The following is a 20,837-nucleotide window of genomic DNA, read 5'->3' on the forward strand; positions in this document are numbered from 1 at the left end:
CGAGTAAGTCGTAGTTGAGTGAGAAAACTGATGATTCGAGCGCATTTAATCAGAGCGTGAACAGTGCTGGGTAAGCGTTGCGCATTAATCTAGAATTATGCAGTAGGTGCTTGCACCTGCAAGTAATTCGTAGTTAAGCAAAACGATTGGCACTGTGAACGCGTTTAGAGCGTGAAAATCATCAACTAATTTCAAAATAATTCATTTTTTACTTGACGTACACTTGCCTACATGGTTAAATGAGAAATAAGTTAATCAAAGATGAGAAAAGAAAGGAAGTTTTCAGCATGACAATGACACGATCTTTAAGTTTACATACTTGGACTTCCGCTGCTTGGTGGCAAAGCCACTAGCGGTGGATCGTGTTTGATACGGTCTACCAAACGTAGACCGTATCTATGCTGAGACCTTCTTACTATAGCTCGCATGGATCGGTAATTCGATTTATGCGGGCTTTCTTTATCTTCAAAAAGACGCACCCGCAAAGAAATATTGTGGCTGCGTCTTTTTAATTACTTAATTTATTTCTAGGAGGAATGGAAATGAAACGACTTTATGCATCCATCTTAATTATACTGATTTTTCTCGGTGTGGCTGGCTTCTCATTTAAAGCCAAAACCGCTGGGCAAACACAAGCTAAGCAACTACCAACAATTGGCATTTTACAAACCCTATCGCAGCCAGCGCTAGATGATATCACCAAGGGCACCATCGACCAGCTAGCTAAACGCGGCTATCAAGATGGTAAAACCGCGCATATCACTGTCTTAAATGCCCAAGGCGATCAAAGTAATCTAAAATCCATGGCCGAAAAATTAAACACTAAAAACCCCGACCTAACCATTGGTGTGGCAACACCCGCAGCCCAATCACTGGCAAACATTCAAAAATCTACCCCAATGATCATGGGTGCGATCACCGATCCGGTTTCAGCTGGTCTTGTTAAAGACTTAGCTCATCCTGGCGCCAATATTACCGGTATTTCTAACCGTAATCCGACAAATGCTCAGATTGCTTTAGTTCACAAAATCATGCCTAATGTCAAAACTTTAGGTGTCATTTATACGGCTGGCAGTGTTTCCTCACAAACTACCGTAGACCAATTAAAAACGATTGCCCCGAAATATGGGCTGACGATCAAGCCTTATACGATCAGCACCACGAACGACTTAGATCAGGTCTCCCAACAAATGTTAAAAGAGGTCAAGGCGGTTTACATTCCCCAGGATAATAACGTCGCCAGTGCGATGAAAACTCTTGTAAAGAATGCCAACATCGCTCGTGTACCTTTATTCCCACCGGCAGGGACCATGGTTCACGACGGTGGTCTAGCTACGATTGGTGTCAATCAATACAAGCTCGGGGTCGCCACTGGCAATATGGCCGCTGATGTTTTGGAAGACAAGGCAAAACCAGCCACAACGCCTGTTAAGGTCATTGATAAAGGTGAATTAGTCTTGAATCTGAAAGCCGCCAAGCAACTCGGTATCCAAATTCCCGAAAACTTGATTCATGAGGCACAAACGAAAGGAGAACTGATCAAATGAGTTTAGTAACTTCAGCAATTGGACAAGGTCTATTATATGGTATCTTAGGTATTGGTTTATTTTTAAGTTTTCGAATCTTGCGGTTCCCAGATATGACCATTGAAGGTTCGTTTCCGGTGGGCGCCGCCGTCTGCGTTACGGCTATTACCAATGGCCTCTCGCCTTTAATTGCGACGCTGCTGGCATTTATAGCTGGTGGTCTAGCCGGACTGGCAACAGGTTTACTCTACACTAAAGGTAAAATTCCAGTTTTATTAGCGGGTATTTTAGTGATGACGGCGATTTATTCTGTTAATCTTCGCGTCATGGGAAAATCAAACGTTTCTCTGCTCAATGCCAAAACACTGTTTACCAGCCGGCTTTATGATCAGTTACCACCCTATTTTAACAGTATTATTTTGGGTATATTGACGGTAGCTTTGACTTTTGTCCTCTTAACATTTTTCTTAAAAACAGACTTGGGTCAAGCTTTTATCGCTACTGGAGACAATGAAGATATGGCTCGTTCGCTAGGGATACATACCGATACCATGAAGATTATTGGCCTCGTGGTCTCTAATGGGTTTGTCGGTTTATCCGGTGGCTTGATTGCCCAAAATGACGGCTATGCTGATGTCAATATGGGCATGGGTGTCATCGTCATTGGTTTAGCTGCAGTTGTCATTGGTGAAGTCGTCTATGGCGACCTTACCATGACCCAACGGTTGCTAGCTGTGATCTTTGGCAGTATCATTTATCGTATTGTGATTTTATTCGTGCTCCAACTTGGCTTCAATACCAACGATTTAAAGCTGATCTCAGCTATCGTATTAGCTTTAGCCCTAATGTCACCTGCTTTGAAAAATAAATTTCAGCTACAAAAATTAATCCAGCGAGGAGTGGCCCGTCATGAACAAACAGCCAATGTTACAACTAAATAATGTGACCGTTACCGTTAACAACGGCGGTCAAGACATCGATATTCTGAAAGCCATCAACTTAAATATTTACCCCGGAGATTTTGTAACCATTCTCGGGACGAATGGCGCTGGTAAAAGTACCCTTTTCAACGTCATCAGCGGCCACCTCACCCCTACTTCCGGACAGATTTTATTAAATGGCGAAGATGTTACCAAATTTTCTGAAGAAAAACGCGCAAAGTACATTTCCCGGGTTTTCCAAGATCCTAAGTTAGGAACAGCCCCCAGAATGACCGTCGGCGAAAATCTATTACTGGCGCAAAAACGCGGCCAGCACCGCGGGTTAAAACTGCGCAAATTAAAACAGCAGCGCCAAGAACTTGTTAAGGAATTGAGCCTTTTTGAAAATGGTTTGGAAAATCGTTTTGAAACCCCAACTGGAGATCTGTCCGGCGGTCAACGTCAAGCTTTGAGTCTAGTGATGGCCGTTTCTTCAGAACCAGATCTCCTTTTATTAGATGAACATACAGCTGCCCTAGATCCTAAAACCAGTGCGCAACTCATGACGTTCACCAATCAAGTAATTTCTGAACGTCAGCTCACTTGTCTTATGATCACCCACCATTTAGACGACGCCCTAGCCTACGGTAATCGCCTCTTAGTCCTGAATGCTGGTCAAATTGCCGAAGACTATGACCAAACAACCAAAGCTAATCTTTCCAAAGAAGATATGCTAGAGTTCTTTGATAGTGCCATTGCATAGGTGTAGCGTAAGAAATTATGTCTAATATAATAATAAAAAAACTCACCGAAGTGCCACTAAAACAAAGACAACAATTCTTCCAAAATCATTGGGGAAATACTAAAATGGTGATTTCTAGTGGCACCTATAACCTGGATGCTTTACCTGGATTTGTACTTTTGAAAGATAATAAAATCGTAGCTTTAATCACATATGTCAATCAGCGTTTCGAAGTTGAGATTATTTCGTTAGATAGTGTCATTGAAAATCAAGGTTATGGTACTCAATTGATCAATTATTTGGAGCGCTATGTTAAGAATCAAGGTGCCAAAATAATTACTTTGGTTACGACTAACGATAATTTGACTGCTTTAAAGTTTTATCAAAAGCGTGGTTACCGTATTGTTGCTATTTTTCCAGATGCTGTTGATCGCGCTCGTCAGACCAAACCGGAAATTCCCCTAAAATCAGACGCCGGCATTCCAATTCATGATGAATTGAAACTTGTAAAAACTCTTATTTAATAAAACATTTTAGCTAGTATTTGTTAAACATGGTATAATATAGACATCAAAAAGGAAGCCCCTCTAAATTTAGGACTTCCCGTGCAAGCCGCTTCAAAGGCGGTGGCTAGTGTCAGATCGATTTTTAGTTGTCCCGTAACCTGCCAAAGTTACAGCGGGGCGGCTTTTTTTATTTGTAGTGCTTGTCGATGTATGTCAGAGTAACCAAAAACACCACAACCTCATAAAAGGATTGTGGTGTTTTTGTCTACGCTATTTACTGTCGTGCTTTATCTAAAGCTTGGGTCATATCCCAAATCAAGTCAGTTTTATTTTCGATTCCTACCACAAAACGCACAAGTCTATCTGTGACGCCGATCTTAGCCAAGGCTTCATCAGGGTAGGGTTCATGGGTCATGGTTTTAGGCTGACATACCAGACTTTCCACGCCGCCTAAGCTAACGGCCAAATCAATCATTTGTAGAGCATCGAAGAATACCCCTAAATCGACTTCTGGTTCGACCTCAAAGGATAAACAGGCGCCTAATCCATTGGCTTGCTTTTGCTGAATAGCAGCTTCTGTACTAGAATACCACCCCGGATAGAGCACGCGGGCGACTGCAGGGTGTTTATCCAATGTTTCCCGCAAATATTTTAGATTTTCCTGCTGTCGGTCTAAGCGCAACGCCATGGTTTTCGTGCCGCGAATCAGCGTATAACTGTCGAAAGGACTTAAGGTAGCGCCTAATGTATTTTGATAAAACGCAAATTTTTCCGCCAAACTATCGTTATTACACACTATAAAACCGGCCGACAAATCCGCATGCCCACCATAAAACTTAGTAGCAGAATAGGCAACGACATCTGCCCCTAGAGATAAGGGCTTTTGCAGATAGCTCGTCATGAAAGTGTTATCCACTACCAGCAATGCACCATGAGCGTGGGCCAACTCAGCTACATGAGCAATATCAATCACGCGTAACGTAGGATTAGCTGGTGTTTCTAGAAACACGATTTTTGTATTTGGTTCAAAGTCTGAATCGCTCAATTGATTCAAATCCGTTTGAAATTGACAGGAAATTTGTTTCTTCTGGAAGAAATCGATGAAATATCGGTAAGTACCACCATAGATATTGCTGGAACTGATCACGTGGTCGCCGGGCGCCAGCAGCTCAAAAATGGTACTTAATGCTGCCATGCCAGACGTAAAGCCATAAGCGTGTTTTGCACCTTCTAGACGAGCCACTAAGTTTTCAGCTTTTTGACGCGTCGGATTTTGTGTTCGTATGTACTCATAGGCACCCTGATGATCAATATCCTTAAAACGATAAGTCGTTGATAAGAAGATTGGGGGCATGATAGCGCCGTACTCATTCTTTCGCGCGGGTACACCTTGAACAGTTAAAGAATCAAAGGCGAGTGCATGATCAGTTTCAACTTTTACCATATTTCAACCTACTTTCTACCTATTTCGTTTTTGTTTTAATTGTGTGACTAACCGATCAGTCGCTGTCTGAACATTTTCTGGACTCGTCGCCAAATTCAAACGAATATAAGTCTGATCTTTGGGCGAGAACCAAGCACCATAATCGACCGCTAAACCACAGGTCTCTTGAATAAATTTTTCCGTTTCCTCTGGTTGAATGATCGGAGCCAAATCCACATAGCTTAAATAAGTGCCCTGCAAATCAGATACAGTGATTTCGGGGACATTCTCAGCCAAAGTGTCTTTTAAATATTGATAGTTATAACGGATCACGGCCAATAACTTATCGAACCAAGCCTCACCTTCGTTATAAGCAGCTTCTGTCGCAACTTGACCCAGCAGGCTGCCCTCAACAATATGTTGACCTTCCGCAAAGGCATCATACGATTGACGTAACTTTTCGTTAGGAATGATCACATGAGAATTCAATAATGCCGCCAGGTTGAAGGTTTTTGAAGCGGCGTTTAAAACAATCACTTGATCTGCATAAGCCCCATCGGCCACTTTCAATACGGACGTAAAGCGCTGCTTGCCAATTTCAAAATCTTGATGGATCTCATCAGAGACCAGCTGTACCCCATAAGTGTGACAAAGCTTTAAAACGGCTTCTAATTCAGCCTCTGACCAAATACGGCCCACAGGATTATGCGGCGAGCAGAAGAGTAATAATTTAATGTCCTCATGTTGGAACGTTTTTTCCAAGTTAGCAAAATCGATCTGCCAGCCTTGATCACCATTTAGCAGATCCACAGAAACAACTTTACGCCCTTGATGTTCGATAGCTTCCGTAAAGGGGTAGTATACCGGCTGCAAAACGGCTACCTTTTCGTTGGGTTCAGTCAGCCAATTGACGACACGATACAAAGAGTTGACCACACCAGTGTCAAAGCGGATCCAATCTTGCTGCAAAGTCACCTCATGACGCCGCTTCTGCCAATTTATAAAAGCATCATAATAGCTCTGGGGTGTGAAAGAATACCCAAAAGTCCCGGCCTGTGCTCGAGCAACAAGGGCATCTTGAACCGCTTGGGGTGCTTTAAACTCCATATCGGCCACCCACATTGCCAAAAGATTGGCGTCCCCATACTTGTCTTGTAATAGATCCCATTTTACCGAATTCGTATTATGCCGATCCACCACGTGCTCTGCTACAAATTGTTTCAACTCACCTGATAATGGTGCAACCATTGTTTATCGCTCCTTTTTGTTTATCATCATATGTCCCAGACTGCTTTAGCTGTATTTACAACTAATTGAAGTTTGCGCCATTGATCGGCTTCCGTCAACCGATTCCCTTCTTCGGTGGAAGCAAAGCCGCATTGGGAAGATAAGCAAAGCTGCTCTAAAGGGATGTACTTAGCTGCCTCATGGATCCGCGCAATTAATTGCGTCTGTGCTTCCAGTGCTGGTTTCTTAGAGGTTACTAAGCCGAGTACCACCCGTTGATGATTCAAGCCATTAGCCGCAATTTTGGCTAAAGGTTCAAAGCCGCCAGAACGGGCATCATCGTATTCTAAGAAATAACCGTCAATGTGGAGTTGCGCTAGGTACTCAGCGACGGGGTCATAAGCCCCGGCACCGGCCCAGGTTGAGTCGTAATTGCCCCGGCAAACGTGCATGGTCAAAGTTAAGTCTTCTGGCTTGTTGTCGGCGATGGCATTGATGGCTCTTACGGCGGCTTCAGCTAACGGCACTAAGTCTGGATTCAATGTACCTTCAGAGAAGCTAGCCCACATCCCCCATGACGTGTCATCGATTTGCAAATAACGGCAGCCCAGATCATAAAAATGCTGGATCGTCTTTTGATAGGCCAAGACTACATCGGCGACGAAAGCGTCTAAATTGTGATAATGGGTGTCTACAATTTTAGCGTCATCGCTCGGAAAGAAAACTGATGGGCTGGGGATTGTTTGTTTTGCGGTGACACCATCAGGGACAATACTTTGTAAATATTCAAACCCGGCAAAAAAGGGATGATCAGGATTGTAAGTGATCTTATCAGTGATCTTGATGCCGCCCCTACGCGTCTCTTCACCGTTGAAATTATAACCGTGGGCTGGAGTGAAAAATTCAGCCCCATTTAAACCATCATAAAAATCTAAATGCCACCAACTCCGTCGAAACTCTCCATCTGTGACATCTTTTAAGCCCAATTCAACCTGTTTTTTCACGATCCGTTTAATTTCTTCATCTTCCACGTGATGCAACTCTGCTTCAGAGAACTTATGTGCTTGAAAATCAGCCCGAGCTTGCTTCAATCTTGCTGGGCGTAACAGGCTACCGACCACATCATAGCGGTTAGGAAACTTAGTTTTAACAATAGTTGACATATGAATCTCTCCTTCTAAAAAATAATTTTGTGCCATAACATTAATAACAATAAAAAAACGCCCCCAGAAATTAAAAACTTCCAAGGACGATCGATCTCGTGTTACCACCTTAATTTTTAACCAGCTCACACTAGTTAACTCAAAGAGTACAGTCGGCCGTAAAACCCGACTAGACTCCAGCGCTGTAATGGGCGCGCCCAATATCACCTTATGTCGTGTCGCCACTCGGCAATATTTCGCTTCAAGACCATTTTCATAAGTCCCCGCACGTTTACTCACACCAACCATAAACTCTCTTTGCTTTGGGTCACTTATTACTTATCTTTTCATTGCTTTTTAATTAAATATTAATGTTGTATCTATATTACTAATCAAGTTATTATCTGTCAACCCTATAATTGCAATTTATTTATCTCTAACCGTAAAACGGCTATGAATCGCGCTTGGTTGTTCTAATTCATCTAAAATAGCTGCAGCCATATTGCCCGTACTAATTTGTGAATTGCCCGCTTCATCAACTAATAATTCATCTTTGCCACGCAGATAGCCCGTTTTGGGACCAGTTGGAAAAGCCATTGCAGGTGAAACCGCGATCCAATTGACTTCTGGATTCATTTGCAAATAAATATACTCAAAATACTGATAGCGCGCGCCATCGAACCAAGGCTGCTGCGCTGTTGTTGCATCAAACGTATGGTAAATGACCTGCCCATTAATCTCTAGACTAGAACTACCAATGATAAATAAAGCTATTGCCTGCGTGTCTCTTAATAGATGCATGATATGTGTCGCCATATCCAGATGCAAATAGCCCTTCCCCGAACCCCAAGGGACAGATAAAGCATCAACAATCGCATCAAATGGCACTAAATCAGCCGCCGTTAAGTCAAATGTGTCTTTCACTAACAAGTGTGCCTCATCACCTAATTTGGCTTTAGCTTTGGCTTCATTGCGCACAATCGCCACTGGTTCATGGCCGCGTGCTTGCGCTTCTTGATAAATGAAAGCACCAGCACGGCCAGCACCGCCTAAAATACCGATTTTCATAATTATGCCTCCTGAATCATTATTAGAAACGATCAATTGGCTTCATTATATAAAGTTCAAACCAAAAAGCCTATTAATTACGCTTGAACGTCTGCAATGCCTGCGCCACGAAATCTGTTGGCAGCTGACCCGGTGCCGAAAGCTGTTGACCAACACTGGCAAAAGTCAAAGCTGAAGGAAAAATATTGCCACTAACACGGGTTATTTTGCCTAAATTACCCATGCCCATAATAGCCAGTGGCTGCTGTAAATGATCAGCCGCCCAATCAGCAGCTTCAAAAATCGTCAGCACGTCTTGGCGAGAGCGGGGTTGGACGGCAATTTTCAATAGTTGCGCGGGTAAAGCTGCCATCTCTTGAAGTAATTCTTTGAGATCAGCCAGTTTAGGGGTGCGTTCAAAATCATGATAACTTAAAATCACCGGCCGACTTAAAAGCCCACTTGCTTTTAAGATTTGGCGGCGTACTTCGTGATCCATGGTGTACTCTAAATCAATGGCATCCGATAATTCTTGTCGTAAAATCAATTGATATTGCTTCAAATAAGCCTCGGCATCCCCACTGAAATTGCCACCTTGAGCCTGAGTCCGTACCGTAGCTAGCAAAGCTTTATTAGCCGCTTTCAAGTCCATTTTCATACCTTGGGCAGCCTTAAAAATAGCTGCATCCGATACCGTTTCAGTCATATAATCTAGGCGCCATTCAGCAATAGCTGCCGCTGGATCAGCAATAACTGCCTGACATTGTGCCCGCACTTCAGCTAAAGTAGCCCCAGTAAGTGGCGCGGCAATTTTAGTTGGTTCAAGGCCACCGACAGTTACTGCACCTAAATTGATTGCTGTTTGCATCACGTTACCTCGTCTCATTTTTAATTAATCCTAGCATATTTTGAATTATGCTGTCTGTAGGGAAAAGGCCTAGATTCAAAGAACAAATGGTCCCACTGATAACTCAATTCCAACCGATACTTTTAAATTACAATTAGGCTTACCAAGTTTGTTTAATGCCGAAAATAATAATTTTTATAATTTAAGCCAATATTATACAGGTGGTACTCTGGGATTAATTCAGAAAAATCACACGAGTGAACCCATCTTCTCTGAAGATAGCGCACAAGTGGTGTACAGTAAAAATTCTACTTTTAAGACAGACACTCATGTACCCACCAATTTAGTCCTAAACTACCAGCCGGGTAATGCGGATACTAGCAATACCAACAACATTACCTTGACCACGCCAAATCAATTAAAGCCGGGTAAATATGTTTCAACGATGACCCATAATATGACTATTTCAACTAAATAGAGTTGACGAGTTAAAAAAAGAACATAACTGATATTTTTTCAGTTGCGTTCTTTTTGGGTGATGAGGGTAAGCATGTTGTTGCTTGTAATTTACATTCCAGTTCTATTAGATAAAAACGAGCTCATTCAAGTGTTTCTTGATCAAGATCATCGTCATTTACATTCCATCTTTATTAGATAAAAACCTATGCCTGGGGTTCTAAATCTAGCAGCGGTATCTGGATTTACATTCCAGTTCTATTAGATAAAAACCAAAACGTTCAGTTTTAAACTCAAAAAGGGCAAAAATATTTACATTCCAGTTCTATTAGATAAAAACACAAGATGGTGGGTATCACAGTGCCGGTCATCGAATTTACATTCCAGTTCTATTAGATAAAAACTCAATGATTCTTTGTCGCAAAGCGGCGTCTTGGATCGATTTACATTCCAGTTCTATTAGATAAAAACTGATTTAGGAAAGCTTGAACTGACAATCTATAAAAAATTTACATTCCAGTTCTATTAGATAAAAACGTCTAAACGGATAAAGGGCAAGGGCAAGCTGAGTAATTTACATTCCAGTTCTATTAGATAAAAACCCGGCACCCCAGCCCCAAATTCATTGATGGACTTGATTTACATTCCAGTTCTATTAGATAAAAACGCTGCTAAGACCGCTGGTTATTCACCGCATAATATATTTACATTCCAGTTCTATTAGATAAAAACTTGTGGTTTAAGTCCATATCCTCAATGTCTTGGGTAAATATTTACATTCCAGTTCTATTAGATAAAAACAAAAAGAAAGTCAATATCCACTTTTAATATCTCAGAGATTTACATTCCAGTTCTATTAGATAAAAACAAGGCCATACAAGGTATTCTGCCGTTTATCAAGTCATTTACATTCCAGTTCTATTAGATAAAAACTTTTATCCAAACTGTAAAAAACAGTGGCTTAACATATTTACATTCCAGTTCTATTAGATAAAAACTAGTAAAGAAGATAAAGCGAAATTTTATCAATTATGATTTACATTCCAGTTCTATTAGATAAAAACCGCTTTACAAAAAGAAAACGGTGCTGTAGTTCAGGCATTTACATTCCAGTTCTATTAGATAAAAACATACTTGTTTTAGGGATAAAAATATATCCTAGATGTATTTACATTCCAGTTCTATTAGATAAAAACGTTGCACCTTTATCCTTTGTACCTTCTACAATAATATTTACATTCCAGTTCTATTAGATAAAAACGAGCTTTTTACCCCGCTTCGTTAATGAGCGCATAAAGATTTACATTCCAGTTCTATTAGATAAAAACGTGGTCGAAGCATGTCTTCAGAAGAGCGTTATAGTGATTTACATTCCAGTTCTATTAGATAAAAACTAATAAGTCTATCTTTGACGATGGTAAAGATACAACATTTACATTCCAGTTCTATTAGATAAAAACCCGCATCATACGCGAAGAGAGTGAACCATTTTAGGATTTACATTCCAGTTCTATTAGATAAAAACTTTGTTGCTTAGCAATGCATTGTAAAAACTGTTGGATTTACATTCCAGTTCTATTAGATAAAAACTAATTTTAGCAATTTGATCAGTAACCCATTGTTGAGATTTACATTCCAGTTCTATTAGATAAAAACCATGAGCTGAAAATCGGTTTGCTTTGCCGCTGGAGTATTTACATTCCAGTTCTATTAGATAAAAACCCAGACAAAGCTACATCAATAGAATAGCATATTTTCATGCACTATTCTGTCGATATGCCCAAAATTACATTTTCTTTTCTAAAATAATCTGTTAAGTCCGGCCGTAATGTTGATATTACGCCTGTTTTACTGTCTGTCGATACCCCATCAAAAATACAGAGCTGACCATCGACAGTTTTAAAAGATATTAGATGTTAAATCTTCCCGATCCTGACCAATATATTCTTTCTTAAGCCAGTTCTTATTTTGATTCTTAAAAATAATGATTGAATCCAAATCATCCCTTACAAAGGGTCTTAACTCAGCTTTCAATGCTTCAAGCTGGGACTGAGATAATTCACCTTCAAAAACGGAAAACTGGACATGTGTTAAATACTTTTTACAGATCTTAAATACCCATCGCTGTGTTTTAGCACCATTGCGTTCTTGGGAAAGATCGTAGACTAAAATTACATACATGTCGGATCACCACCATATTACAAAGGGTTCATAAGCTTTTTCACCCATAAGATCCTTGATCAGTTTGTAGCATTCTAGTCGAATCAAATGCCGATAAGAAACCGAGCGTTTCAAATCTCGATGACGTACGGTTGTTTTCAAATACTTATCAAACTCAGTGATAATTTTTGTCTGGCCCGTACGTTTTAGAAATAAGCCATTTGAACCATTTTCAAAATCAGTGGCGGTAATAATCTGTTTATTCAATAATGAAAATATCAATCGATCGCTAATTAATGGTTTAAAAATCTCTGATATATCTAAACTTAATGAGAATCGTCGCTCACTCGGTACATGCAAAAAGCTAACCGTAGGATTTAACTGTGTAACATATATCTGTGATAAGCATGCAGTATATACCATCGTATTCACAAATGAAATCAAGGTATTCACGATATTATCTGGTGGTCGGCGGACACGAGTTGTAAATTCATACTTATGATTTAAAATTTCCTCCCAACAGCCATAATAATATTTGTGAATATCCCCCTCAATTCCCATCAATTCACTAACTGCATTTGCACGTGGAATTAATTTTTCTAAGCTTTTAATACTATCAATACTTGTTTCAATATCACGTCCACGCTGCTTATAATAACGTAGATTTCGTAAAATGTTAGCTGTCGCACCTGCAACAAACTGTTGTGCCAAGCGTAATTGCCGTTTCTTATCAATCACACTCGCGACCTGTTTGACTAGCAAAGTCCCTGAGACATTACTCTCTTTGGGATAAAAAGATCCCGTGTAGAAACCATAATAATTAAAAAAATGAACCGGAACTTCTTTTTGAGCAAGATAATTCAAACACTTCGTATTGGTGTCCACTTCTCCGAATAAATAGAGATCACGAATTAGTTCAATCTTTAAATCTTTGTATCGGCCGTCAGTTGCCTCCATTCGTACAACGTTATCCTTCCGAGCCAAGCGACCATTGGAAAACAAGTAATAACTCTCCACCTGCTCATCCCCTTAGGCTAACTAAAACAATACTCGTAATAAGCGCAGCTTTTGCAATATGGTAATCTATGCACTGGTGGTACATTAGGCTGGTTTACAACTTCTTGGATAGAATTCAAAATTGATCTTATTCTTTTACGATCAGTTGCAGTTAATTGATACTCCTGTCGTTGAAAAAGTTTAGGGTAATCCAAGATACCCTTGGTTATAGGTACGCCACGTTGCTCTAAATAATACATATAGTATTTCAATTGCCAAACAGCCGCGTCTTCTATGGATTTTGCTTTTTTGACTTCATGAATTGTAGACCAATTCTTAATCATATCCACATTGATAATGCCATCAATTTGATATTGTTTGTGTTCACGACTATAAGTAGACTCGTCAATAATTTTACCAATACGAACTGCTTCACTAGTATCTTCAAAATCTAGTTGGTGTGTAAAAAGCCAAAGTTTTCGTTGACAGACAAAATAATAATTGATCATATTACCTGTGATTCTCATAGTTTCACCTCAAAAGATATTGTTTCCACTAGATTTATCTTCGGTTTTCCCAGGAAACTTCTCGAAATCAACCCCAATTTCAGAACTATAAGCAACATCAACAACTTTGAGATTTGGCAAATATTTCAGGCCCAGATTTCTCTGTGCATAATTTTGAACACGCCAATGAGCGATAGGCACCAAATATTGCTCCAATTTAGTTTGGGCTTCAATTCGTGGCAACCGCCGTCGTGCCTTTGGGTCATCACCATTAAGTACTCGCACCAGGTGATCAACCTCCTCTTGATTGTCATCATAAGTTGACTGAGGCATCACATCAACGTTAGTGACATCACGAAATCTTTGCTTAACTTCATTTAATGACGGATTATCATCTTGAACTGCCTTTAAATAACCTATTACCTTTGTCACACGTTCATAGTATTGACTATCTTTTAAATTCTCAGTCGTAAAGGTTTCATTGATCAAATCTAATTTATCTTGTTCACTCAGCGGTCTATCTAGACCTTGAATTGCAGCTTTGGAAAGTTGAAACATATCAATATCCACCACTGATTTTTTGTCTGAACCAATACCTGAAGTGGTTTTTTCACCACCATCATAAATCAAAACATTCGGCGTTTCGCCATCATAGTTACGCCGACGGTATACCCGTCCCATCCGTTGAAACAGGCCACTTAGCTCAGATAATTCAGTCAATAATATGTCAAAATCAATATCTACTGAGGCTTCAACAATTTGCGTCGTAATCCAGATAACTGGCTGATCATCATTTTTGGTTGCAAGAATTTGTTTAACTTTCTCATTTCGATCCCTGCGAATAAAGCGGCTATGCAGTAAATGGACATTTAATTTGGGATCGAGTTTTTGCACCGCCCGATACAAATTCGTGGCCTTCTTAACCGTATTACAAATAACCAGCATCTTATCGCCACGATATTGATCAATAATATCTGTGGCTTCAAGTTCAGCCTGAATTGTTTTGACCCGGTGGCGATGCGTAATTTTGGTATCTAAAAATACATTTGGCGCAGGAAGTTGAATATACTCTTGGCGCATTAGATCAATCACAAGTGGCGGTAAAGTTGCTGTCATCACTAAAAATTGACCGCCAAAGTCTTGAATCACTTTTAACCCGTAAATAATATAAGCCAGTAATTGCGGGTCGTAATTTTGAATTTCATCTATAACAACTTTTGAATAGGCCAAAGTTGCAAGCTGTCGTTCAAAGCCAGCTGGATGAAAAACAAAAGTAAAGATTTGATCTAACGTCGTCACCGTCAAAGGTAGCGACATCGCTCGGGTTAATTCTGCATATTTGGTTAGATTATCTTCTGAAATATTCGCATCACTAATTAATTTGGCATAAGTCCCCGAATGCAAAACACCGACACGATCCTCAATGACATCTTTTGCCGTTCCATCAAAAGTTTCACGTGTCATTTTTACAATACGGTCATAAATACTATTGATTGCGGCAATTAATGGTAGCACGAAGAAGCCTTTACCTTGCTTTAGCCAAAGCAAAGCGCCCTCAGTTTTACCCATCCCGGTTTGCGCAATCACGACCTGACTCTCATCAGCATGGTCTGCTAAGAAATGTTGCATCTCGTTCCAATCAGCATTCGGATTGTCCTTTTTAAAACCGGCTAACTTGGCAGCCAGTGCTTGCGGTAAAAAGTCATTCGAATATTCCACTTGATAATGGCCACTCGCGGCATAATCTAACCGATTTAATAGACCTTTGATCATGACGTATAGGTGGTATGCTGGATCCTTACCTAATAGCTTTTTGCCTGGTTTTAATAATCGATTCGATATTTTTTGTGGCACCAATTGGGGCGGATAATCAAAATTATTTATTTCCGAAAAGTCAAATTTTGCAGCATCATTCTTCAGTAAATCAATAGCCTTTTGATAATTGGTTAACTCAATATGCGAAAAATCACGTTCATGGTGATAGGCAATTGCGTGAATCAAGGCTTTAGTATGGTTAGCTTCCTTTAATTTTTGCTTAGGGTCAAAATCGCTTTGTATTTCTTTAATTGGGACTAAAGTTACACTTAACAACGCATGGGGGATTTCTTCAGACGAGGGCTTCCCGCCTTGAAGCAATCGTTTTTGAAATAAGCTATTCATTTTACCCAAGTCATGATATTGAGCCGCTATTTTCAATAACGTCCAATCATTCTTATTTAAAACATCAGGATAAATTTGTTTTAAAACATGAAACTGTTCTAAAAGATGATTGGTATGTTCAGCAATAGTCTCGCCGTACTTGCGTTCACCATCGACTTTTTCAGATTTTGCATAATATGTCATTTGCGAAACCACCTTAAGCTAAGAAAACCAAATCACCCTCAGAGTCAACTAACTGCTCATCATAAAGGTAGAACTGTGAACCATAAATTACTTCTGGTTTTTCAACCCATACCCGAGCTAGTTTGGGTTGTTTTTTATTACCATAATTTTTTAATTCGTAACGTTTAGGAATGTGGTACCTTGTTCCCGCAACATTACTTTCGGTTGATTCAACCTCAACAGTTTCTGTTTCGGTAATCAAATCTATTGGGAAATAGGCAGCCCAATTTGGATTTCCCTTATGATATTGCTCATTTGTCATTTCTTCGATTTCAGTTTCATTAATATCTACTTTATTGACAGATTCAAAAACAGCCAGATCTTCATGCCGACCGAGTGCGGGATAAGCTCTTGGTTTTTTTAAAGCTTGATAAATCAGCTCTAAGTCCTGTTCATCAGCCGGTACAATGTGAATCATCAAATCAACATCAACTAATAATTCTGTGGATCCAATTCCCCTAGTCACACCCATACCATTAACATTGATATTATGTCGAGATGGTTCAAATTTTGCGCCATTTTTAAATTCATAGCGTGTAAATACATCATTTGTTTTCGAAAAATAGGAACCTTGCACACTTATTTTCATCGGATGATAAGTTTGAAAGTCTGCTAAATAGTGAACCATTCCAATAATCGTTGAATAAGGTGGCAAAGGATAGGTCTCGCGTAAGCCAAAACTAGCTGGTTTGCGGTAATTCGCTGTTTCTTGATGTAGGCAAAGTTTAATGCCCTTCATAATAATCAGCTACCTTTGTTTTTAACGTGTCGAAAGCATCTAAAACAGATCTAGCCCCCAATTCACGTTTCACGTCATCTGAGTTACCAAATTTATCGGCAACAATCCCAACGGCTGTATTAGCCTTAATTTCTTGATTCATGGCTTCTGTAATTGGGGCTATTTGAATACTATCGTCTTTTAAAGTCACCACATTTTCAAAAATCGGATTTTTCAAATCATAGACGCCACCAATAATGAACAGTGGTTTTAAGTCCTCTCGGCGGCCGCGAATATCCCGATATAGAAAAGCAATTGTATCTAAAAGCTTTTGCACACGTCTTGATTTCTCCTGATTGTCAATATTATTCTCTTCATTATTAAGATCAATTCCAATTTGGTCCAAATCAATTGTGACGGTATAACGATAATAAGCGTGATGAATTTCCGCTTGGGCAATAGAATTGAAAATATTAGGATCATTCTCTTGCTTCCGCATCCGTGCGGCCAATCCCATATTTGTCAAAAAGTCCGTATCACCTTTATAGGTTTCTAATGAAATGGCATTAGACAAACGCACTTTAGCTGAACGAACGTCCCCATTTTTACTCTTCTCAGTTTTTAAATAACCAAAGAAGTCTAGTTCCGGATAATCTTTAATAGTTGCTTCCGGTGCAAATTGAATAACGGTTTTATTACCACTACCAGCGTTGGTTAGTTTTGCTGGTGTTTCCCCTAACTGGTCAACAATGTTGTATCGTAATGCTTGCCGCGAGATGTATGTACACTGATTACCATCCTCTCGAGTCATTTTTTTCAATAAACTAAAGTTTCCCATACTTTCACCGTAATTTGCTGATTCAGCCTCAAAAATGATTGTCGCTGTTAGTCCTTTAATTGCCATTATTCATTACCTTCCTTTAATTGTTTGACTGGTTCTGGAGCCATACTGCTGATGATGCCTGACGTGAATGTTAGACCAATTTCTTGAAACAAATTGTCATCCAGAAAAATCTGATCAAATACTTTAGGTACGACAGTACCGATCTCCATGTAAAGCCGCAAAACAATTTGCATGAATCGTTGTCTATCATTTGCATTCAGACTCTGTAACAATTTAACGGCTGTACTATTTAGACGATTTAGGTTACCTTCTTGTTTCTCAAAACGTTCTCTAAGATGGCTGCCACTACCCTTTATTTTTTGTAAATCATCTAACGTCAGATCTGTATTGGTCATTATCTTTGCCTCCTCTAAAAATGCATGATTAATTATTAACGTGTTGAGATACTGATTAGCCGAAACTTTGGCATTGCTTGGATCATTGATCAAAACATACATCATCCGCCTTGCCAGATTAAAAAGATTTTGATTATTCAATAGTGCTTTTACAACTTCATCATAGAGATAATATCTAACGCCACTGAAAACGAATCTAGAACCTCGCAATAACTTGAGTCGTTTGCCTTCTGACCTATTCAGTGTTCTCAGCAGGGCTCTGGGAATGATACTAAATGTATAGTGTTCATTTTCATAGCGAACAATTTGAACGTCAGCTGCTTCATAGATTGCAGCACGGTCTGTCTCCGTATCTTTTAATGCCTCAACCATAGCGCCATAGGGACTGTTGTAACCTTGTTGCTTGATATCATAATGCATTTCAGCATCTATCGCTCGGTTAATATCGACTAAACTTTCAATGTTTGAATTTGCATTGATAAAGATACCAGACTGACCCGCATAATTGATGCCTGCTGGCAGACAGCTAAACTGCCACTGACAAATTGGACAAATAAATAAGTCACTATTAAACTGCCAGGCATTGGAAGTCTTTCGGTTCAAGTCATACCCCATGAATTCCAAAAAACCATAACTCAAATCTCGCTTTTTCATCGGCCGGCCGCAATTTGAACACATGTATTTATCTTTTGAATGATCTTCTTTTAAATAGTCATATACTGGTTGAATAAAATACCGGTCGTAGTCTTCATAGAAGTCTTTAAATTGAGGCTGCCGGCTCAAAAAGCTAATGCCATTCCAAGCTTTTTGAATTACAGAATACTGAACAACTTTGGCCGGTATAAACTTCTTTGCTCCAGGTGTCTCAAGATACTCAAAAATTTGATTGATAATTGGCTGAGCTTGTTTGACAGCTTCTACAACCTGTGGCGATTTCTGTACCCAATTCTTCTTAGTAACTTTAGGTAATCTAGGCAAGGCTTTAAGTGCCGCAATGACATCAAGATTGCCATCAACAAGTGTATAAGCGGACTTATAACTAGCGGAAGTTAAATATTTTTTTACCGTATCTGAAAGTTCAGTTGAAAATTTAGCATAATTGTCAAAATCTACGTTTTCGAAGAAGTTTGTTTGCTCCAACCAATTTTTAAAATTCATGACTTTCGTATAATTAGAAGTACGTGCATAGGTTTTTACAAAATAAGAAAAGTAGCGTGTAGCAAAATCATCCAACATTTCTTTCTTAATGGTAATTTGATTATCTGTTGAACTTAATTGCTCACTATTCAAGCCTAAAATATTGATCACGCCAACTGTACTGGCCGCATTCAGCCATGTATCTGTACCTAATAAAATTCCATCCATAATTTTCCTCCTTTCTTAAATTTTAAAAATAAAGCCTGCCCCTGATCCTGTTTTTGAGCCTAGACCACATTTAAGTGCCATTTCTAAAATATTGGTTGGTCCCTGAATTAATAGACGTCCGGTACTCGCTTCAACACACTTGTCAAACATGCGAATAACCGTTTTTTTCATTTCAACTGGTTGGATTTCAAACTTATCCAGGTCTGTTTTATTAGTTACGTAATCCCCGAGCTTCAACTTTAGATTTTCCTGAACTAGGGATTTAAATTTGGCTTCATCCCTTGTAGCGCTTACAAAAAAGTCCTTTTTAATGTCGACTTTTTCCCGTGCAATGATGGGGCTAGCTGTTTTAACCAATATCCTATCGCTTTCAACATGTGGCTCACGAATTGGCTGAATGCTTAAAATACTAATCTGCAAGTCATCATCACGATGATCAAAACGATTATGAAACGGATGCTGATTCTGATGGGACTGTTTTAAATAGACAAACGCATTATAGAGATTGACTGCTTGCCATTCATCTAAAGCCGAAATATTAATTTTGATATGGCCTGAAGTTTCAATCGTATCCCCTTTGAATTTCCCTTGGTCAAAATAAACCGCAAATGTATACAGCTTTAGTTTATTCTCATCAAATAACTCATGGTAAAAAGATATATTTGTTGCTTGAATGCCTTGCTTAATCAATGAAACAATTGCTGAACGAAAATATTGTGTGACTAACACTTTATCTGTGCTACCCGAACCGTGTTTAAGCTGTGCCTCAACTACAAATCGCAATTTCATACCCCCTTCTTATTTTTATGCTTTGAGTATAGGCGATAATTTTTTGAAAGTCAAGTAAAACAATGTATACAGGTTAAAATAAATAAATTGTTTTGTTTGGCTTTATATGTTCAGATAATGACGGTTTGCAAAATATAAGCTATAATATTTGTGTTGCATTCTGGAATGTAAAAGTATATATTGTTTTACTTAATTATTTTTTATCTAATCAGTTGTGGCAATGGCACCCCTTTTTAGGGCTGCCATTTTTCTTTTACGACGTTAATTACAATATAGCCACGTTAATCACGATCCGTTTCACATGCCTCACCTTTCATCTATACTTAATAGTAAGTATCCTAATTCATGACTTCAAATGAAAAGGTGGTAAGTATTTTGAAACAAAAACAGATTTTTGACAACGGCTTAATGTTCCTACTAGCGGCCGTTTACCTACTTGTTATTTTCTTAGTGCGGCCAAAATCAACTTTAGCTTCTATTTTGGCAACAACCATAGGCATCTTAGTTGTGCTATTTCCAGCATTACGGCGGAAACGTATCCAAAGAAACAAAATTATGACCCTGATTTCAACTGATAACATTAAAGTCCTGTCGCGGATTCAACAAAAAACGGCTGTAGATAAACAACAACTGACTTTATTTACACAGACTGGGGTGGGTGTGCGTATGAAAAAGCTGTACATCATCGAAGCAATTATCGATAAATACGTGGCTAAAAATGCTTAGCAAAGCTCACCACCCATTACATTACCGGCACTTCCAAAACCCAACACAAAATAAAAAATGACAGGTACAAAGTAATCGCCTTGTAATCTGTCATTTTTTAGTACCCAATTTAATTCAGTG

Annotated in this window: 19 protein-coding genes, 1 CRISPR repeat array and 1 other annotated feature; of the genes, 6 read left to right on the plus strand and 13 right to left on the minus strand. The window is 39.3% G+C overall.

Features of this window, described 5'->3' with window-relative positions:
- Positions 1-542 precede the first annotated feature (542 nt).
- Genes trpX through ACNAN0_RS11290 form a run of 4 tightly spaced genes read left to right on the plus strand, consistent with a single transcriptional unit; the run spans position 543 to position 3,712 of the window.
- Positions 543-1,547 carry a tryptophan ABC transporter substrate-binding protein gene (gene trpX, locus ACNAN0_RS11275; RefSeq protein WP_416353326.1) on the plus strand — a complete coding sequence of 335 codons (1,005 nt, stop codon included), beginning with the start codon at positions 543-545 and terminating at the stop codon, positions 1,545-1,547.
- Complete coding sequence (locus tag ACNAN0_RS11280) at positions 1,544-2,467, plus strand: ABC transporter permease (protein ID WP_416353327.1); 924 nt, start codon at positions 1,544-1,546, stop codon at positions 2,465-2,467. Before trpX ends, ACNAN0_RS11280 begins: the two co-directional genes overlap by 4 nt.
- The gene (locus ACNAN0_RS11285; RefSeq protein ID WP_230914405.1) at positions 2,436-3,209 is read left to right on the plus strand and encodes an ABC transporter ATP-binding protein; all 774 of its coding nucleotides are present in this window, start codon (positions 2,436-2,438) and stop codon (positions 3,207-3,209) included. The genes ACNAN0_RS11280 and ACNAN0_RS11285 overlap by 32 nt, the downstream gene beginning before the upstream one ends.
- A gap of 50 nt (positions 3,210-3,259) precedes the next feature.
- Positions 3,260-3,712, plus strand: a complete 453-nt coding sequence (locus tag ACNAN0_RS11290) for a GNAT family N-acetyltransferase (RefSeq protein ID WP_416353328.1) — start codon at positions 3,260-3,262, stop codon at positions 3,710-3,712.
- A gap of 256 nt (positions 3,713-3,968) precedes the next feature.
- Here ACNAN0_RS11290 and ACNAN0_RS11295 read toward each other — a convergent pair whose 3' ends face one another.
- From ACNAN0_RS11295 to aroD, 5 genes are all read right to left on the minus strand, one after another.
- Positions 3,969-5,138, minus strand: a complete 1,170-nt coding sequence (locus ACNAN0_RS11295) for a trans-sulfuration enzyme family protein (RefSeq protein WP_416353329.1) — start codon at positions 5,136-5,138, stop codon at positions 3,969-3,971.
- 15 nt (positions 5,139-5,153) lie between these two features.
- Positions 5,154-6,365 (minus strand): MalY/PatB family protein, encoded by a 1,212-nt coding sequence (locus ACNAN0_RS11300; protein WP_416353330.1) that lies wholly within the window; start codon positions 6,363-6,365, stop codon positions 5,154-5,156.
- Between the two features lie 26 nt (positions 6,366-6,391).
- A complete protein-coding gene (locus ACNAN0_RS11305) occupies positions 6,392-7,507 on the minus strand; it encodes a 5-methyltetrahydropteroyltriglutamate--homocysteine S-methyltransferase (RefSeq protein WP_230914409.1) in 1,116 nt (371 codons plus the stop codon).
- 79 nt (positions 7,508-7,586) lie between these two features.
- Positions 7,587-7,846 (minus strand) — a binding site (T-box leader).
- A 66-nt stretch (positions 7,847-7,912) separates the two neighbouring features.
- On the minus strand, positions 7,913-8,554 hold the full coding sequence (locus tag ACNAN0_RS11310; RefSeq protein WP_230914410.1) for an NAD(P)H-binding protein: 642 nt from the start codon (positions 8,552-8,554) through the stop codon (positions 7,913-7,915).
- Positions 8,555-8,627: 73 nt separating this feature from the next.
- The gene (gene aroD, locus ACNAN0_RS11315; protein WP_416353331.1) at positions 8,628-9,401 is read right to left on the minus strand and encodes a type I 3-dehydroquinate dehydratase; all 774 of its coding nucleotides are present in this window, start codon (positions 9,399-9,401) and stop codon (positions 8,628-8,630) included.
- Positions 9,402-9,549: 148 nt separating this feature from the next.
- Between aroD and ACNAN0_RS11320 the strand changes: the two genes are divergently transcribed.
- On the plus strand, positions 9,550-9,858 hold the full coding sequence (locus ACNAN0_RS11320; RefSeq protein WP_416353332.1) for a hypothetical protein: 309 nt from the start codon (positions 9,550-9,552) through the stop codon (positions 9,856-9,858).
- 87 nt (positions 9,859-9,945) lie between these two features.
- Positions 9,946-11,558: direct repeats of the CRISPR family, unit length 30 nt; unit sequence ATTTACATTCCAGTTCTATTAGATAAAAAC.
- Positions 11,559-11,735: 177 nt separating this feature from the next.
- Here the strand turns inward: ACNAN0_RS11320 and cas2 are convergent.
- Genes cas2 through cas6 form a run of 8 tightly spaced genes read right to left on the minus strand, consistent with a single transcriptional unit; the run spans position 11,736 to position 19,985 of the window.
- Positions 11,736-12,017 carry a CRISPR-associated endonuclease Cas2 gene (gene cas2, locus ACNAN0_RS11325; protein ID WP_230914413.1) on the minus strand — a complete coding sequence of 94 codons (282 nt, stop codon included), beginning with the start codon at positions 12,015-12,017 and terminating at the stop codon, positions 11,736-11,738.
- 6 nt (positions 12,018-12,023) lie between these two features.
- Positions 12,024-13,013, minus strand: a complete 990-nt coding sequence (gene cas1b / locus ACNAN0_RS11330; protein ID WP_230914414.1) for a type I-B CRISPR-associated endonuclease Cas1b — start codon at positions 13,011-13,013, stop codon at positions 12,024-12,026.
- Positions 13,014-13,030: 17 nt separating this feature from the next.
- A complete protein-coding gene (cas4, locus tag ACNAN0_RS11335; RefSeq protein ID WP_230914415.1) occupies positions 13,031-13,519 on the minus strand; it encodes a CRISPR-associated protein Cas4 in 489 nt (162 codons plus the stop codon).
- Between the two features lie 9 nt (positions 13,520-13,528).
- Complete coding sequence (cas3, locus tag ACNAN0_RS11340; RefSeq protein WP_416353333.1) at positions 13,529-15,841, minus strand: CRISPR-associated helicase Cas3'; 2,313 nt, start codon at positions 15,839-15,841, stop codon at positions 13,529-13,531.
- Between the two features lie 13 nt (positions 15,842-15,854).
- Positions 15,855-16,619: a CRISPR-associated protein Cas5 gene (gene cas5 / locus ACNAN0_RS11345; RefSeq protein WP_230914417.1), complete on the minus strand. Its 765-nt coding sequence runs from the start codon at positions 16,617-16,619 to the stop codon at positions 15,855-15,857.
- A complete protein-coding gene (cas7i, locus tag ACNAN0_RS11350; RefSeq protein WP_416353334.1) occupies positions 16,606-17,502 on the minus strand; it encodes a type I-B CRISPR-associated protein Cas7/Cst2/DevR in 897 nt (298 codons plus the stop codon). Before cas7i ends, cas5 begins: the two co-directional genes overlap by 14 nt.
- Entirely contained in the window at positions 17,502-19,202 is a 1,701-nt protein-coding gene (gene cas8a1 / locus ACNAN0_RS11355) for a type I-B CRISPR-associated protein Cas8b1/Cst1 (protein ID WP_416353335.1), read from the minus strand. Before cas8a1 ends, cas7i begins: the two co-directional genes overlap by 1 nt.
- Positions 19,203-19,217: 15 nt before the next feature.
- Positions 19,218-19,985, minus strand: coding sequence for a CRISPR-associated endoribonuclease Cas6 (gene cas6 / locus ACNAN0_RS11360; RefSeq protein ID WP_230914420.1), 768 nt, complete (start codon positions 19,983-19,985; stop codon positions 19,218-19,220).
- 381 nt (positions 19,986-20,366) lie between these two features.
- Between cas6 and ACNAN0_RS11365 the strand changes: the two genes are divergently transcribed.
- Positions 20,367-20,717: a hypothetical protein gene (locus ACNAN0_RS11365; protein WP_416353336.1), complete on the plus strand. Its 351-nt coding sequence runs from the start codon at positions 20,367-20,369 to the stop codon at positions 20,715-20,717.
- Positions 20,718-20,837: the final 120 nt, after the last annotated feature.

It is taken from the genome of Agrilactobacillus fermenti, from assembly GCF_047943045.1.
Taxonomy (GTDB): Bacteria; Bacillota; Bacilli; order Lactobacillales; family Lactobacillaceae; genus Agrilactobacillus; species Agrilactobacillus fermenti.

Excerpts from the sequence above, each read along its gene's own strand:
- trpX (WP_416353326.1), top strand. The coding sequence starts at position 543 with ATGAAACGACTTTATGCATCCATCTTAATTATACTGATTTTTCTCGGT.
- ACNAN0_RS11280 (WP_416353327.1), top strand. The coding sequence starts at position 1,544 with ATGAGTTTAGTAACTTCAGCAATTGGACAAGGTCTATTATATGGTATC.
- ACNAN0_RS11285 (WP_230914405.1), top strand. The coding sequence starts at position 2,436 with ATGAACAAACAGCCAATGTTACAACTAAATAATGTGACCGTTACCGTT.
- ACNAN0_RS11295 (WP_416353329.1), bottom strand. The coding sequence starts at position 5,138 with ATGGTAAAAGTTGAAACTGATCATGCACTCGCCTTTGATTCTTTAACT.
- ACNAN0_RS11300 (WP_416353330.1), bottom strand. The coding sequence starts at position 6,365 with ATGGTTGCACCATTATCAGGTGAGTTGAAACAATTTGTAGCAGAGCAC.
- ACNAN0_RS11305 (WP_230914409.1), bottom strand. The coding sequence starts at position 7,507 with ATGTCAACTATTGTTAAAACTAAGTTTCCTAACCGCTATGATGTGGTC.
- ACNAN0_RS11310 (WP_230914410.1), bottom strand. The coding sequence starts at position 8,554 with ATGAAAATCGGTATTTTAGGCGGTGCTGGCCGTGCTGGTGCTTTCATT.
- aroD (WP_416353331.1), bottom strand. The coding sequence starts at position 9,401 with ATGCAAACAGCAATCAATTTAGGTGCAGTAACTGTCGGTGGCCTTGAA.
- cas2 (WP_230914413.1), bottom strand. The coding sequence starts at position 12,017 with ATGTATGTAATTTTAGTCTACGATCTTTCCCAAGAACGCAATGGTGCT.
- cas4 (WP_230914415.1), bottom strand. The coding sequence starts at position 13,519 with ATGAGAATCACAGGTAATATGATCAATTATTATTTTGTCTGTCAACGA.
- cas3 (WP_416353333.1), bottom strand. The coding sequence starts at position 15,841 with ATGACATATTATGCAAAATCTGAAAAAGTCGATGGTGAACGCAAGTAC.
- cas5 (WP_230914417.1), bottom strand. The coding sequence starts at position 16,619 with ATGAAGGGCATTAAACTTTGCCTACATCAAGAAACAGCGAATTACCGC.
- cas7i (WP_416353334.1), bottom strand. The coding sequence starts at position 17,502 with ATGGCAATTAAAGGACTAACAGCGACAATCATTTTTGAGGCTGAATCA.
- cas8a1 (WP_416353335.1), bottom strand. The coding sequence starts at position 19,202 with ATGGATGGAATTTTATTAGGTACAGATACATGGCTGAATGCGGCCAGT.